Genomic DNA, 14,740 nt, shown 5'->3' with positions numbered 1-14,740 from the left:
CTCCGGGGACGAGATCGTTCTGGCTATCATGGCGCTCGCATCATCGCGACAAAAAAGCCGTCCGTCGAGTGGGTAGCCGGGGTGAGCCGACGACCGGGGCCATGCGGCGACCCGATCGCGGCGTCGATTTCGGCGACGGTCCAGCCCGGATGCCGCGCCAGAAACGCCTGAACCTGGTCGCTCCCTTCCGCGTCGAGCAGCGAACAGACGATATGGATCAGCGTCCCGCCGGGCTTAACGCAGCGACCGCCGAGATCGAGCAGGCGGGACTGGATCGCCGTCAACCGCGCGAGTCGGTCGGGGTTGAGCCGCCAGCGCGCCTCCGGGTTGCGCCGCCAGGTGCCGGTTCCCGAACAGGGCGCGTCGATCAGGACCAGATCGGCGCTTCCTGTAAAACGCTCGAGCGCCTCCGCCTCGCGGCCGCCGTCGAGCAGCAGCGGCTCGGCGATCGTCACGCCCGCGCGGTCGGCCCGCGCCGGAAGCCGCGACAGCCGCCCGCGATCGACGTCGCTGGCGACGATCCGTCCGCGATTCTCCATCATCGCCGCCAGCGCCAATGTCTTGCCGCCGCCGCCTGCGCACAGGTCGATCACCGTCATGCCGGGCCGCACACCACTGGCCAGACTGACCATCTGACTGCCCGCGTCCTGCACCTCGATTGCGCCCGTCTCGAACAGTTCGTGGCGTTCGATCGACGAATCGGGCGGCAGGCGCAGGCCGTTCGGCAATCCCGCGACCGGCTCTGCCTCCGGGAACGCCGCGCGCACCGTGGCGACATCGGCGCGCAGCGTGTTGACGCGGATGTCGAGCGGCGCACGGTCGAGCAACGCGGCCTGTTCGGCCCGGTCGATGCCGGTCGCGGTCAGCATCCGGCCCAGCCATTTGGGGACGAGACCGGTGCGCGCGCGGGGCTCGTCGGGCTCGATGGCCGAAGGCGCATGCCCTTCGCCTCCGAAATGCGCGGCGATGTCCGGGCGGGTATCGGCAAGCGCCAGCATCGCCGCGCGGCCGCTATCTGGCCGTTCGCCCAGCATGCGGATCGCGTCATAGACGAGCACACGGACCGCCCGGCGATCCTTCGACCCGGCATAGCGGCGTCCGGCGAAATAGCGTGCGATCAACGTATCGGCGGCGGCCCCGCCATCGCGGGCGGACGCGATGATCGCATCGAGCAGTTCGATCGCGGCCTGGGTGCGTGCGGCGGGAGTCATTTCGGGTTCCGATCGATATAGAACAACTTGCCTAGCGCCTCTTTCGCGACCCGACATCCGTTCGTTTCGAGCGAAGTCGAGAAACGCTGGTTCGGCGCCTGGCGCACGTTTCTCGACTTCGCTCGAAACGAACGGGAGTCAGGGTTGAGCCCTTTGCCAACCGACTGATCGGCGTTGCCCGCCTCTCACCGCGTCGGATAATTCGGCGCTTCCCGCGTGATCGTCACGTCATGCACATGGCTTTCCTTGAGCCCGGCATTGGTGATCTGAACGAATTTCGCCCGCTCGCGCATGTCCTTGAGCGTTGCCGATCCGGTATAGCCCATCGCCGCCTTGATCCCGCCGACAAGCTGATGGATCACGTCGCGCGCCGGTCCTTTATAGGGCACCTGCCCCTCAATCCCCTCGGGCACCAGTTTGAGCTGATCCTTGATATCGCCTTGGAAATAGCGATCAGCGGAACCCCGTCCCATCGCACCGACGCTGCCCATGCCGCGATAGCTCTTGTACGCGCGGCCCTGATACAGGAACGTCTCGCCCGGCGCCTCGTCGGTGCCCGCAAGCAGCGACCCGATCATCACCGTGCCCGCCCCCGCCGCCAGCGCCTTTGCCGCGTCGCCGGAGGTGCGGATGCCGCCATCGGCGATCACCGGCACACCCGACTTGGCGGCTTCCTCTGCGGCGCTCATCACCGCGGTCAATTGCGGCACGCCGACGCCCGCGACGATGCGCGTGGTGCAGATCGATCCCGGTCCGATCCCGACCTTGATCCCGTCTGCCCCCGCATCGACCAGCGCACGCGCAGCGTCGGCGGTCGCGACGTTGCCCGCGATCACCTGAACCCGGTTGGACAGTTTCTTCACCCGTTCGACCGCGCGCCCGACGTCGCGGTTATGGCCGTGCGCGGTGTCGATGACGATGACGTCCACCTCCGCATCGACCAGCGCCTCTGTACGCGCGAAACCCTTGTCGCCGACGGTGGTCGCTGCCGCCACGCACAACCGCCCTGCCCCGTCCTTTGTGGCATTCGGATAGGTGACGGCCTTCTCAATGTCCTTGACCGTGATCAGCCCGACGCAGCGATAGGCATCGTCCACCACCAACAGCTTTTCGATCCGGCGCTGGTGAAGCAACCGCCGCGCATCCTCCTGCGTGACGCTGGTCGATACGGTCGCCAGATTGTCACGCGTCATCAGCTCTGCGACCGGCTGATTGGGGTTCTCGGCAAAGCGAACGTCGCGGTTCGTCAGGATGCCGACCAGCTTGCCCGAGCTTTCGACGACCGGAATTCCGCTGATCCGGTGGCGGGTCATCAGCGCCTGCGCGTCGGCGAGGCTGGCGCCCGGCGTGATGGTGATCGGGTTGACCACCATGCCGCTTTCGAACCGCTTGACCTGGCGGACGGCGGCGACCTGTTCCTCAACATCCAGATTGCGGTGGAGCACCCCGATCCCGCCCAGTTGCGCCATGACGATCGCCATGTCGGCCTCCGTTACCGTATCCATCGCCGACGACAGGACGGGGATGTTGAGCGCCAGGTCGCGCGTCACCCTGGTCCGCGTATCGGCCTGGCTCGGCAACACGTCCGATTCCTGCGGGAGCAGCAAGACGTCGTCGAAAGTCAGGCCAAGGGTGATGTTCATGGAGAGCGCCGATCCGGGAGAGTTAGAGTCGCGAATTGGCGGCCCATGTAACCAAGGGGGGGGATGAGCGCTAGGGGGTGTCCGCCTTAACGCTTGCTGGGGAGCCTCTACCTGGCGCTCAGGCTGTGCCTGTCGAAGCCGGGTGAGTCTCGGCGCCCTCCGACAAGCTCAGGGCGAGCGCGCGGAGGTCGCCCGGGCAGCGTTTACCGCGCCGCCCGCGCCAGCAGCGCCTTCGCCGCGTCCACATGCATTTCCTCGATCATGCGGTCGCGGTAGCGTTCGGCACCGCCAGTCGCCGCGGCGATCAGCGCTTCGGCTTCCTCGATGTCGCGCGCATTGGGCGAATAGATGCGCGTGGCGATGTCGATCTGGTTCGGGTGGATCAGCGTCTTGCCGTCAAACCCCAGATTGCGGCCCTCAATGCATTCCGCCTCGAACCCTTGCGCATCGTCGAGCGCGTTGAACACGCCGTCCAGGACCCAGATATCCCGTGCCCGCGCGGACAATATCGCGAGCTGGAAACACAAATGCATCGCCGCCCGCCCCGCGCCCGGCGGCAATTTCAGTCCCACCGCCAGATCGTTCGTGCCCATGATGATCCCCGCCAGATCGACGCCCCAGCTGTCGGTGCTGGCGAGTTGAGCGACGTTCATCACCCCGGCTGGGGTTTCGATCATCGCCAGGATCGGCTTCTTGGCATAGGCCGCGGCCCAGGTAATCGCGTCGGGCGTCTCGACCTTGGGCAGCACGACATAATCGGCCTCGGATCGCCGGATCGCCTTCAGGTCGTCCTTCCAGTGATCGCTGTCCTTGGCGTTGGCGCGGATGCCGACCAGCTTGCCGGGATAGGTCGCCGCCGCCGCGCAGGCCGCATCGCGCGCGCTTTCCTTGTCCGCCTCCTTCACCGCATCCTCCAGGTCGAGGATCACCATGTCGGCGGCGAGCCCCCGTGCCTTCTCGATCGCGCGCGGGTTCGACGCGGGCAGGAACAGTGCAGTGCGCGGCGGGAGTATTGCTTGGCTCATGCGGGCGTTATGCTAGGCTGGCGAAAATCGGCAAGCGGGATTGAGGATCGACATGGCCATCGCACTGGGAATCGTCGCACTGGTGGTGCTGCTCTACCTGTTCGTCAGCCTGAAAATGGTGCGCCAGGGCTATGAATATACGATCGAGCATTTCGGTCGCTTCACCAATGTCGCCAAACCGGGCCTCAACTTCTACCCCACCTTTTTCTATCGCGTCGGCCGCAAGGTGAACATGATGGAACAGGTGATCGACATTCCGGGTCAGGAAATCATCACCAAGGACAACGCCATGATTCAGACGGACGGCGTGGTGTTCTTTCAGGTGCTGGACGCTGCCAAGGCCGCGTATGAGGTCTCCGACCTCTATGTCGCGCTGCTCCAGCTGACGACGACCAATTTGCGCACGGTGATGGGGTCGATGGACCTCGACGAAACGCTGTCGAAGCGCGACGAGATCAACGCGCGGCTGCTGTCGGTAGTCGATCACGCCACCACGCCCTGGGGGGTCAAGATCACGCGCGTCGAGATCAAGGATATCCGCCCGCCGGCCGATATCGTCGCCGCGATGGGCCGCCAGATGAAGGCGGAACGCGAGAAGCGCGCCAACATCCTCGACGCCGAGGGCAGCCGCGCGTCGGACATCCTTCGCGCGGAGGGCGCGAAACAGGCGCGCATTCTGGAAGCCGAGGGCCGCAAGGAATCGGCCTTTCGCGACGCCGAGGCGCGCGAGCGCGCCGCCGAGGCCGAGGCAAAGGCGACCGAGCTGGTGTCGAAGGCGGTCGAGCAGGGATCGGCGCAGTCGCTCAACTATTTCATCGCGCAGAAATATGTCGAGGCGGTGGGCAAGTTCGCGAGCTCGCCAAATGCCAAGACGATCCTGTTCCCGGTCGAGGCGACGCAGCTGATCGGCACGCTGGGCGGGATCGGCGAACTGGCGCGCGACGCGCTGGGCACCGGCAATGCCTCGCCGTCGCAGCCGGTCGTCGCGCGGCCTTCCAAACCGCCCGCGCCGTTCGGCCAGCGTCAGGAATAACCCGGCATGGACGGTTTCGGCGAACCCTGGATGGTATGGCTGGCGGTCGCCGGGGTCGCCGCGATCGTCGAACTGATGATCCCCGGCGTGTTTCTGGGTTTCGTCGCGATCGGCGCTGCGATCACCGCGATCCTGTCGCTGATCTTCCCCGAACTGGGGCTCGCCGGACAGCTGGTCAGCGTCGCGGCGTGGACCGGCGTCGCGGTGGCGATCGGCAAGCGCTGGTATGGCGGCAACAACGCGATCGAATCGAGCGATCCGCATCTGAACGATCCCACCCACCGCCTGATCGGCGCGCGCGTCGTCGTAGCTCAGGCGATCGCCGGCGGCGAAGGCCGGGTCCGCGTCGGCGACAGCGAATGGCGCGCCTATGGCCCCGATGCCAAGGTCGGCGCGCGGATGCGCGTGACGGGGATCGAAGGCGGCGTGCTGCTGGTCGAACCGGCAGCGGCGAATCCGCCACCACCATAGTCCCGCTCGGCTTGGGCCTAGGCCGTCATTGCGAGCGCAGCGAAGCAATCCTGAGCAGCGCCCGACCAAGCTGGATTGCTTCGCTACGCTCGCAATGCCGCAGCGGGTTCTTGTCGCGAGATACCCGCCTCCACCACCGCGCGCGTCCGCGGCAACGCTTCCGGCATTTCCTCGCGGATAAACGCCAGCATCGCCTCTCGCACGTCGCAGCGCAGGTCGAACGCCTGCCCGGCATCCGCCGCGGTCATGATTCCGCGCAACTGGATCGCATCGGCGGTCGTATCGGTCAACTGCAATCCCATTGCCCGCCCGTCCCAGCGCGGATTGGCGCGCACCACCTCCTCGAACTTCGCGCGCAGCCGGGGCACGTCGGCGGTGGGATCGAGCCAGAAGAATATGCTGCCCAATATCCGCGACGACGACCGCGTCCAGTTTTCGAAACTCTGCTCCAGAAACCGGCTGACCGGCACCACCAGCCGCCGCTCGTCCCAGATCGCAACGACGACATAGGTCAGCCGGATTTCCTCGATCCGCCCCCACTCACCGTCGATAATGACTACGTCGTCGATGCGGATCGGCTCGGTAAACGCCATCTGGATGCCCGCAATCAGGTTCTTGAGCGCAGGCTGCGCTGCCGCGCCCACCGCCAGGCCGACGATGCCCGCCGACGCCATCAGTGTGACGCCCACCGCGCGGATGCTGGGGATCGACAGCAGCATCAGACAGATGGTGATAAACCCGACCACGAAGATCGCGATCCGCGTCAGGATCGCGCTGCGCGTCCGCCTGCGTCGCGCGGCGAGATTGTCGGCGACGGTAATATCTGCGGTTAATGCGACGACATCGGCCATTGCGCGGATCATCGCGATGGCAAGCCATCCGATCAGCAGCGGCACCGCCATCCCTGCCGCCAGCGTCCAGAGCCGGTCGGCACTGTCGGGCAAGTGCAGAAACCCGCGAACCGCAGCCAGCGCCAGCGCAACCGCGATCCAGCGGGTCGGGCGGTAGGCCTTTGTCACGATCACATCGTCCGCCGACCCCGGCGACCGCGCAGCGATCCGGCGCGCAATGGCGGCGCCGATACGGTGAAGGATCAGCGCGATGCCGACGGCCAGCGCGACCACCGCAAGATCGACGAACAGGATCGGCAGATCGATCCCCCACAGGCGCGTCGAGGCGAGCGACATTCCGGCAATTTCGATTCGTTGCATGCCCCGTCAACCGGTTTGGCACGCAAGCGTTCCAATTGAGCTGGGGAGAGGGCCATCGCCCCCACTCGTCATTGCGCGCCCAGGGAAGCAATCCAGGGATGGCTGGCGAACGCTGGATTGCTTTGCTGCGCTCGCAATGGCGAGGCGGTGTTCTGAGGCGACCCCGAGCGTCGAACCATCCAATCCGTCATTTCCGCGAAGGCGGGGATCCATAACCCATGTCAGTGCCTATGGATTCCCGCCTTCGCGGGAATGACGAGAGAATGTTCTCAAGCCGGCTGCGTCACCCGCGGCGCGGATTGCCGCACGCCCTCATCGACCGCATCCGCGAATTGCGCGAAATTCTCGTTGAATTGATCGACGAGCTTCGCCGCGGTCGCGTCATATTCGGCCTTGTCGGCCCAGGTCTCGCGCGGATCGAGGATCGCGTCGTCCACACCCGGCACGCTCACCGGCACCTTGAACCCGAAATTGGGATCGGTGCGGAACTCGGTCCCGTTCAGGCTGCCGTCGAGCGCAGCGTTGAGCAGCGCGCGCGTCGCCTTGATCGGCATGCGGTTGCCGACTCCATATTTGCCCCCGGTCCAGCCAGTATTGACCAGCCAGCAATCGACCGAGCCCTTGGCGATCCGTTCTTTCAGCAGATTGCCATAGACGCTCGGGTGACGCGGCATGAACGGCGCGCCGAAACAGGTCGAGAAGGTCGCCTCCGGCTCGGTCACGCCGATCTCGGTGCCCGCGACGCGCGCGGTATAGCCCGACAGAAAATGATACATCGCCTGATCCGGCGTCAGTTTGGCGATCGGCGGCAGCACGCCATAGGCATCGGCGGTCAGCATCACGATATTCTTCGGCACCGGCCCCATATTCTTCTCAGAGGCATTCGGAATGAAGTCGATCGGATAGGCGCCGCGGGTATTCTCCGCGAGCGTCGCGTCGTCGAGGTCGAGTTCGCGCGTGTCCGGGTCCATCACGACATTTTCGAGCACCGTGCCGAACCGCTTGGTGGTGGTGAAGATTTCTGGCTCGGCCTCTTCGGACAGGTGGATCATCTTGGCATAGCAGCCGCCTTCGAAATTGAAGACCGCCGTGTCCGACCAGCCATGTTCGTCGTCGCCGATCAGCGTTCGACTCGCGTCGGCGCTGAGCGTCGTCTTGCCCGTGCCGGACAGGCCGAAGAACACCGCCGTATCGCCATCGGGTCCGATATTCGCCGAACAATGCATCGGCATGATGCCGTCGGCAGGCAGCAGATAGTTGAGCAGCCCGAACACGCTTTTCTTCATCTCGCCGGCATAGGCGGTGCCGCCGATCAGGATCAGCTTCTCGGTGAAGCTGACCGCGATCACCGTTTCGCTGCGACAGCCGTGGCGCGTGGGATCGGCGCGGAAGCTCGGCAGGTCGATGATCGTGTAATCGGGGCGGAATCCGGCAAGCGCATCGGCTTCCGGGCGAACCAGCATCGTGCGGATGAACAGGCTGTGCCAGGCGAACTCGTTGATGACGCGGACGTTGACGCGGTGTTCCGCCTGCGATCCGCCGAACAGATCCTGGACGAACAGCGTGTCCTTGTCGCCCAGAGCGGCCAGAAAATCGGCCTTGAGCGCGGCGAAATGCTCAGGAGTCATCGCCTTGTTCGACTTGCCCCACCAGATGCTGTCTTCGGTTTCCGCGTCGCGGACGATGAACTTGTCCTGCGCCGACCGCCCGGTGTGCTTGCCGGTGGCAACCACCAGCGGCCCGTCCTTGGCCAGCCTGCCCTCGCCGCGCACCAGCGCCTGTTCGACCAAAGCTGCGGTCTGGAGGTTCCAATGGAGCGCCGCATCGGTGGCGATGCCCTGCGCGTAGAGGTCGAAACTCGGTTTACGATCAGTCACTTCTCTCTCCCCAGCGTCCGCATTTTCGGATCGCATACATATGTATTTTGCCTCGCGCTTATGGTCCGACTCGCATCGGGTCAATCAGGTAACCGGTTACCGCGAATTGAGCCGTGCCGCTTTTTGGTCTAGGCATTGGCGATGGGATCGAAACCACAGCCTGCCGCGCGATGACGGCGACGATCGCGCTGGTCGACGACGACCGCAACATCCTGACCTCGGTATCGATCGCGCTTCAGGCCGAAGGCTTTCTGACGCGCGTTTATTCGGACGGTGAGACCGCGCTCAAGGCCTTTGCCGAAAACCCGCCCGATCTGGCCGTGCTCGACATCAAGATGCCGCGGATGGACGGCCTAGAAATGCTGCGTCGCCTGCGCGAAAAGAGCCAGATTCCGGTCATTTTCCTGACCAGCAAGGACGACGAACTGGACGAGGCGCTGGGGCTGGCGATGGGCGCGGACGATTACATCGCCAAGCCGTTTTCCCAACGCCTGCTGATCGCGCGCATCCGCGCCATCCTGCGCCGCACCGATGCCAGCGTGCGCGTCGGCGACGGCAGCGATCAGGAAGCGCCCGCCATCCTCGAACGCGGCAAGCTGATGATGGACCCGGCGCGCCACCGCGTCACCTGGGGCGGCGAAGCAGTCACGCTGACCGTCACCGAGTTCATGATTCTGGAGACGCTGGCGCAGCGTCCCGGCGTCGTCAAATCGCGCAACCAACTGATGGATGCCGCCTATCAGGACGATATCTACGTCGACGATCGCACCATCGACAGCCATATCAAGCGCGTCCGCCGCAAATTCCGCCAGGTCGACTCCACATTCGACGCCATTGAGACGCTCTATGGCGCCGGATACCGATTCAACGACGAATGACGACCGCGACCTCTCGCTCCGCTGGTCGGGGCGCGTGTCGCTTACCGCCCGGATATTGGCGGTTAACGCGCTGGCGCTCGGGCTGGTCGCGGGCGGATTCTTCTACCTCGATACCTATCGCGCGCGGATCGTCGATAACCGGCTGGCGCTGGCGAGCGCAGAGGCGCAGCTGATCTCCCAGGCGATCATGGCCGCGCCGCCGCCCGAACGCGAAGGGCTGGTGATGCGGCTTGCGCGGATCACCGACAAGCGCATCCGCCTGTACAATGCCGACGGCACGACGATCAGCGACAGCCTGGCGCTGGGAGTCCGCAACTTCCAGCTGCGCGACCCCGACAAGGAGCCGTGGCAACAGGATTTCGCCCGCGCTCTGGACGCGGCGATCGATACCATCGTCGCCAATCCACGCGATCCGCTGTTCCGCGAGCGCGGCCCCGACGAAGGGCTGCGGTGGCCCGATGTGGTCACCGCGAGCAGCGCGCGCGCCGCGACCGCCAGCGTCTGGCGCGCGCCGGACCGGACGCCGGTGCTGACCGCCGCCGCCCCGCTCGGCAATCGCGGCAACACCATCCTGACCACCGACAATGCGGTGGACATCACCGAGACGGTGCGCGTCGAACGCTTTCGTCTGACGATGGTGCTGGGCATCGCGGTGCTGCTGTCGCTGCTGCTGTCGCTGTTCCTCGCGCGCACCATCGTCCGGCCCTTGCGTCATCTTGCGCGCGCTGCGCTCCGGGTGCGGCTGGGCCGCGCGCGGGAGGTCGTCGTGCCCCGTCTGCCCGATCGCCGCGACGAAATCGGGATGCTCGCCCGCGCGCTGTCGGACATGAGTCAGGCACTGCGCGCCCGTATCGATGCGACCGAGGCCTTTGCGGCGGATGTGACGCACGAACTGAAAAACCCCCTCGCCTCTCTGCGGTCGGCGGTCGAGGGGCTGGAGCGGATCGAGGATCCCTTGCTCCGGGCACAATTAATTGCCGTGATCCACGACGATGTGTTGCGGCTCGACCGGCTGATTACCGACATTTCGGACGCCTCCCGCCTCGATGCGCAGTTGAGCCGCGCGCAGTTCGAACAAGTGGACATGAGCGGGATGCTTGCTGCGATCATCGACGGTTATCGCCAGCGCGCCATGCCGGAAGGCGTGACGATCGAACTGGGCGCGGTCCCCGGCGAACCCGCGACGGTGCTGGGCGAAGGCGCACGGCTGGAGCGGGTGTTCGACAATCTGATCGCCAACGCGCTGTCCTTCTCGCCCCCCGGCGGCACGGTGACGGTCCGCATCGCCGATCTGCACGACTGGGTCGAGGTGAGCGTCGAAGATCAGGGACCGGGCGTCGCCGACGATGCGCGAGAGGCGATTTTCCGCCGGTTCCATTCGGACCGTCCCGATGCGGAAAGTTTCGGCAAGCATTCGGGGCTGGGCCTTGCCATCGCGCGGACGATCGTCGAGGCGCATCAGGGCGCAATCGCGGTCGAGTCGCGCGGCGACGGAGGCCGCGGCGCGCGCTTCGTCGTCAGACTGCCCAAGGCGCGCGAACGGCGGAGTGAGGAACGATGAGCCGGTTATCGTCGGAAACATTGCATGCCAGTTGCGTGGCGATTGGCGGGCAAGCGGTGCTGATCGAGGGGCGATCGGGCACCGGCAAGTCCGATCTGGCGCTGCGCCTGATCGATCGCGGCGCGGCGCTGGTCAGCGACGATTACACCATCCTCACTCGCCGCGACGGAACGCTGAGCGCATCGCCGCCCGCCAACATCGCGGGCCGGATGGAAGTGCGCGGGCTGGGATTGATCGAAGTCGATCATGTGACCGACCTTCCTGTGGCGCTGGTCGTCGTTGCCGACACCGATCCGGTGCGGATGCCCGAAGACGATGCGCGGCGCGCCATCGCCGGAGTGATGCTGCCCGAACTGCGGCTGTCGCTGCTGGAGCCGTCTGCACCGATCAAGGTAGAGCGCGCGCTGGCCGCGACGCTGGGTGCGCACCGGTCATGAGCAAAGCGCCGCCCAAGCATATCCTGCTCGTCACCGGCATGTCGGGCGCGGGCAAGTCGACCGTGCTGCGCACGCTGGAGGATCTGGGGTGGGAGACGGTCGACAATCTGCCCGTCCTGCTGCTCGAACGATTGCTCGGCACCGCGCTTCCCGATGACGGGCGCGACGATGCGCCGCTGGCGGTCGGGTTCGGGACGACGACGCGCGGTTTCGATGCCGAGCGGATCGTCAAGCGGATCAAGAAGCTGCGCGAGGATCACGGTCACGAGATCGGAACGCTGTTTCTCGAATGTGCAGGCGTCGAACTGGAGCGCCGCTATTCCGAAACACGCAGGCGCCATCCGCTGGCGCTCGACCGCCCCGCCGTCGACGGGATCGCGCGCGAACGCGAGCAATTGATGCCGCTCCGCCGCTGGGCCAACCGGCTGATCGACACCACCAATTTGCGATCGAACGAACTCGCCAGCCTGATCCGCAACACCTTCGGCGAAGGGCGCGAGGGGCCGACGCTGACCGTCATGTCGTTCGGCTTCGCCCGCGGCCTGCCCAGCAACGCCGATCTGGTGTTCGACATGCGCTTTCTGCAAAATCCGCATTGGGTGCCCGAATTGCGCCCCGGCACCGGTCAGGATGCCGCCGTCGCCAACTATGTTCGCGCCGATCCGGCCTATCCGCTGGTGGACCGAATCGAGCAACTGATTGTCGATCTGCTCCCGCGTTACCGGGCGGAGGGGAAATCCTATCTGACCGTAGCGATCGGCTGTACCGGGGGGAGACACCGGTCGGTCCATGTCGCCGAACGTGTCGCGAAGAGGTTGCGCGACGAGGGATTTTCGCCCACGCTATACCATCGTGATCTGGGTACAGCGCCGCAAGACGCGCTAGAGCCGGCTCCGGTCGTCAGGACGGAAACACGCGGGAATACGGGTCAATGATCGGTTTGGTTTTGGTGACTCATGGGCGTCTGGCCCACGAGTTCGTCGTCGCAATGGCGCATGTCGTGGGCAATCAGGAGCGGATCGTGCCAGTGTCGATCGGTCCCGACGACGACATGGAGGAACGCCGCGCCGACATCGCCACCGCCATATCCGATGTCGATGCGGGCCAGGGCGTGATCGTGCTGACCGACCTCTTCGGGGGCACGCCGTCGAACCTTGCCATATCGCTGCTCGAACCCGGAAAGGTAGAGGTGATTGCGGGCATCAACCTGCCGATGCTGATCCGACTGGGCGGCGCACGCAAGGCGATGAAGGTCGTCGACGCCGTCGCCGCCGCGCGCGAGGCGGGCCGCAAATACATCACCGTCGCTTCCGAGGTTCTGGGCGAGGCGGCTGCGTGACGGCTGTCATTCGGCGGATCGAGATCACCAACAAGCGCGGGCTGCACGCGCGGGCGAGTGCCAAGTTCGTGACCCTCGCCTCTGCCCACCCGGTCGAGGTGACGGTCGAAAAGGACGGCTCTTCGGTGACGGCGACCTCGATCATGGGGCTGATGATGCTGGGCGCCGCGAAGGGCGACACGATCACCATCAGCGCGGCAGGCGACGGCGCGCACGACGCGGTCGAGGCGCTGACGGCGCTGGTTGCGGAAAAGTTTGGCGAGGAATAATCGCGACCTAATCCCTCCCTCGTTCGTAATGAGCTTGTCGAAATGCTGCCCTTCTTGGATGGGTTGATCGAAACCGCCCCTCCCCCCGTTCGTTTCGAGCGAAGTCGAGAAACGCTGATGCTCGATCAAGCTCGCGTTTCTCGACTTCGCTCGAAACGAACGGACCTGGGGTTTTGGATTTTATGAATGCGTGAAATCACCGCTTTCTCGAACCCGCTGGTCAAATCCGCGCGCAACCTGCGCGAAAAGCGCCACCGCCGCGAACAGGGCAAATTCCTGGCCGAAGGGCTGCGCATACTGACCGAGGCGCGCGAGGCGGGCGCGCTCCCCGACCAGCTCTGGTATGCCCCCGACAGCGCCCGGCACCCGCTGGTCCAGAAACTGATCGCCGCGGTCGAGGCCGATCATGGCGACGCGATCCTGACCAACCCCGACATCCTGTCCAAGATTTCGGGCAAGGACAATCCAGGTGCCGTCGTCGGCGTCTATCGCGAGTTCGATACCGGGCTGGAACGGATCGATCGCAATACCTCACCGCTCTGGCTGGTCGCCGAGCGCCTGCGCGATCCCGGCAATCTGGGGACGATCCTGCGCACCGCCGATGCGGTCGGCGCGGGCGGCGTCATTCTGCTCGACGATTGCGTCGATCCCTTTTCGGTCGAGGCGGTGCGCGCCAGCATGGGCGCGCTGTTCACGATTCCCGTGGCGCGCGCGACCTGGGACGAGTTCGAGCCGTGGTTGCGCGCAGGGCCGGGGCAACTCGTCGGGCTGTCGCTCGACGGCGCGGTCGATTACCAGACGCCCGACTATCAGGCACCGACCTTCCTGCTCACCGGCAACGAAGCGCAAGGGATGCCGCCGCACATGGCCGCCGCCTGCGACGTTCGCGTCAAGATCCCTATGCTGGGCAAGGCCGACAGCCTGAATGCCGCCGTCGCGACTGCGGTGATGGCGTATGAAGTGCTCAACCAGCGCCGCGCATCGGAAAGCCGGCGTTAAGGCGAACCGGACTAACCGAATGGTGACTTGGGGCGGTGCGCCATTTACGATTAGAGCGGATTTGTCGGAGTCCCTGCCTGAAATGATTGCCGCCGCCCTGTCGATGATGCTGGCCCCGCTTGCGCAGGACGCGCAGGCCGACCCTTACGCCTATCGCGCGGTCGGGACCGAGCCCTTCTGGTCGCTGACCATCACGCGCGACCGGATCGTCTATGACGATGTCGAGGATCGCGAAACCGTCGTCCGGAAGCCGCGCGCGCAGGCCGCAAACGGCAATCTCGTCTATCGCACGCGCGCGATGACGGTCGTCATCCGCAACCAGGAATGCAGCGACGGGATGAGCGACCGGCGCTTCGCCGACACCGTTCGCTTGAAGATCGGTCGCCGCACACTGAGCGGTTGCGGCCGCGCCTACCCGGATGCGCGCAGCCTCGACGGCAGCGAATGGCGGATCGCGTCGATCGGCGACACCGCCGTCACCCTGGCCCGCCCCGCAACCGTCGCCTTTACCGAAGACCGGGTGAGCGGATCGACCGGCTGCAACCGCTTCACAGGGGGGTACACGATTCAGGCCGGACGCCTGAGCACGCCTCGCCTTGCGATGACACGCATGGCGTGCATGGGCGAAGCGGGCGACGTCGAGGCGGCGCTGACCGATCTGCTCAACGACCCGATGGTCGCCTATCCGATGCGCGACGGTTCGATCCGGCTGGTCGGGACCGAGGGGCGGAGCGCGACTTTGGTTCGGATCGTTTCGGAATAAGAACACCGCGCAGGGGCCATCCT

Annotated in this window: 15 protein-coding genes; 10 read left to right on the top strand and 5 right to left on the bottom strand. The window is 65.6% G+C overall.

The window, feature by feature from the left end; genetic code table 11:
- Positions 1–26: 26 nt before the first annotated feature.
- The 3 genes from ACX0GZ_RS00455 to ACX0GZ_RS00445 all read right to left on the bottom strand — a co-directional run bounded on the left by ACX0GZ_RS00455 (position 27) and on the right by ACX0GZ_RS00445 (position 3,879).
- Positions 27–1,211: an RsmB/NOP family class I SAM-dependent RNA methyltransferase gene (locus ACX0GZ_RS00455; RefSeq protein WP_458812078.1), complete on the bottom strand. Its 1,185-nt coding sequence runs from the start codon at positions 1,209–1,211 to the stop codon at positions 27–29.
- 185 nt (positions 1,212–1,396) lie between these two features.
- Positions 1,397–2,854 carry an IMP dehydrogenase gene (guaB, locus tag ACX0GZ_RS00450; RefSeq protein WP_458812075.1) on the bottom strand — a complete coding sequence of 486 codons (1,458 nt, stop codon included), beginning with the start codon at positions 2,852–2,854 and terminating at the stop codon, positions 1,397–1,399.
- Positions 2,855–3,057: 203 nt separating this feature from the next.
- On the bottom strand, positions 3,058–3,879 hold the full coding sequence (locus tag ACX0GZ_RS00445) for an HpcH/HpaI aldolase/citrate lyase family protein (protein WP_458812072.1): 822 nt from the start codon (positions 3,877–3,879) through the stop codon (positions 3,058–3,060).
- 52 nt (positions 3,880–3,931) lie between these two features.
- Here ACX0GZ_RS00445 and ACX0GZ_RS00440 point away from each other — a divergent pair, with 52 nt between their 5' ends.
- Positions 3,932–4,912, top strand: coding sequence for an SPFH domain-containing protein (locus tag ACX0GZ_RS00440; protein WP_458812069.1), 981 nt, complete (start codon positions 3,932–3,934; stop codon positions 4,910–4,912).
- A gap of 6 nt (positions 4,913–4,918) precedes the next feature.
- Positions 4,919–5,383 carry an NfeD family protein gene (locus ACX0GZ_RS00435; RefSeq protein ID WP_458812066.1) on the top strand — a complete coding sequence of 155 codons (465 nt, stop codon included), beginning with the start codon at positions 4,919–4,921 and terminating at the stop codon, positions 5,381–5,383.
- Between the two features lie 83 nt (positions 5,384–5,466).
- Here ACX0GZ_RS00435 and ACX0GZ_RS00430 read toward each other — a convergent pair whose 3' ends face one another.
- Entirely contained in the window at positions 5,467–6,594 is a 1,128-nt protein-coding gene (locus ACX0GZ_RS00430; RefSeq protein ID WP_458812063.1) for a mechanosensitive ion channel family protein, read from the bottom strand.
- A gap of 269 nt (positions 6,595–6,863) precedes the next feature.
- The gene (locus tag ACX0GZ_RS00425; protein ID WP_458812060.1) at positions 6,864–8,507 is read right to left on the bottom strand and encodes a phosphoenolpyruvate carboxykinase; all 1,644 of its coding nucleotides are present in this window, start codon (positions 8,505–8,507) and stop codon (positions 6,864–6,866) included.
- A gap of 134 nt (positions 8,508–8,641) precedes the next feature.
- Between ACX0GZ_RS00425 and ACX0GZ_RS00420 the strand changes: the two genes are divergently transcribed.
- The 8 genes from ACX0GZ_RS00420 to ACX0GZ_RS00385 all read left to right on the top strand — a co-directional run bounded on the left by ACX0GZ_RS00420 (position 8,642) and on the right by ACX0GZ_RS00385 (position 14,717).
- Positions 8,642–9,349 (top strand): response regulator transcription factor, encoded by a 708-nt coding sequence (locus ACX0GZ_RS00420; protein ID WP_458812057.1) that lies wholly within the window; start codon positions 8,642–8,644, stop codon positions 9,347–9,349.
- Complete coding sequence (locus tag ACX0GZ_RS00415) at positions 9,318–10,910, top strand: sensor histidine kinase (protein WP_458812054.1); 1,593 nt, start codon at positions 9,318–9,320, stop codon at positions 10,908–10,910. Before ACX0GZ_RS00420 ends, ACX0GZ_RS00415 begins: the two co-directional genes overlap by 32 nt.
- Complete coding sequence (locus ACX0GZ_RS00410; protein ID WP_458812051.1) at positions 10,907–11,347, top strand: HPr kinase/phosphorylase; 441 nt, start codon at positions 10,907–10,909, stop codon at positions 11,345–11,347. Before ACX0GZ_RS00415 ends, ACX0GZ_RS00410 begins: the two co-directional genes overlap by 4 nt.
- Positions 11,344–12,282 carry an RNase adapter RapZ gene (gene rapZ, locus ACX0GZ_RS00405; protein WP_458812048.1) on the top strand — a complete coding sequence of 313 codons (939 nt, stop codon included), beginning with the start codon at positions 11,344–11,346 and terminating at the stop codon, positions 12,280–12,282. The genes ACX0GZ_RS00410 and rapZ overlap by 4 nt, the downstream gene beginning before the upstream one ends.
- Positions 12,279–12,686 (top strand): PTS sugar transporter subunit IIA, encoded by a 408-nt coding sequence (locus ACX0GZ_RS00400; RefSeq protein WP_458812044.1) that lies wholly within the window; start codon positions 12,279–12,281, stop codon positions 12,684–12,686. The genes rapZ and ACX0GZ_RS00400 overlap by 4 nt, the downstream gene beginning before the upstream one ends.
- Positions 12,683–12,955, top strand: coding sequence for an HPr family phosphocarrier protein (locus tag ACX0GZ_RS00395; RefSeq protein WP_458812041.1), 273 nt, complete (start codon positions 12,683–12,685; stop codon positions 12,953–12,955). Before ACX0GZ_RS00400 ends, ACX0GZ_RS00395 begins: the two co-directional genes overlap by 4 nt.
- A 186-nt stretch (positions 12,956–13,141) precedes the next feature.
- Entirely contained in the window at positions 13,142–13,954 is an 813-nt protein-coding gene (locus tag ACX0GZ_RS00390; protein WP_458812038.1) for a TrmH family RNA methyltransferase, read from the top strand.
- Positions 13,955–14,036: 82 nt separating this feature from the next.
- Positions 14,037–14,717, top strand: a complete 681-nt coding sequence (locus ACX0GZ_RS00385; RefSeq protein ID WP_458812035.1) for an META domain-containing protein — start codon at positions 14,037–14,039, stop codon at positions 14,715–14,717.
- The last annotated feature ends 23 nt before the right edge of the window (positions 14,718–14,740 follow it).

Source organism: Sphingomonas aestuarii (assembly GCF_054457155.1).
The sequence above is the reverse complement of the archived record's forward strand: the minus strand, read 5'-3'. Positions and strand labels throughout refer to the sequence as shown.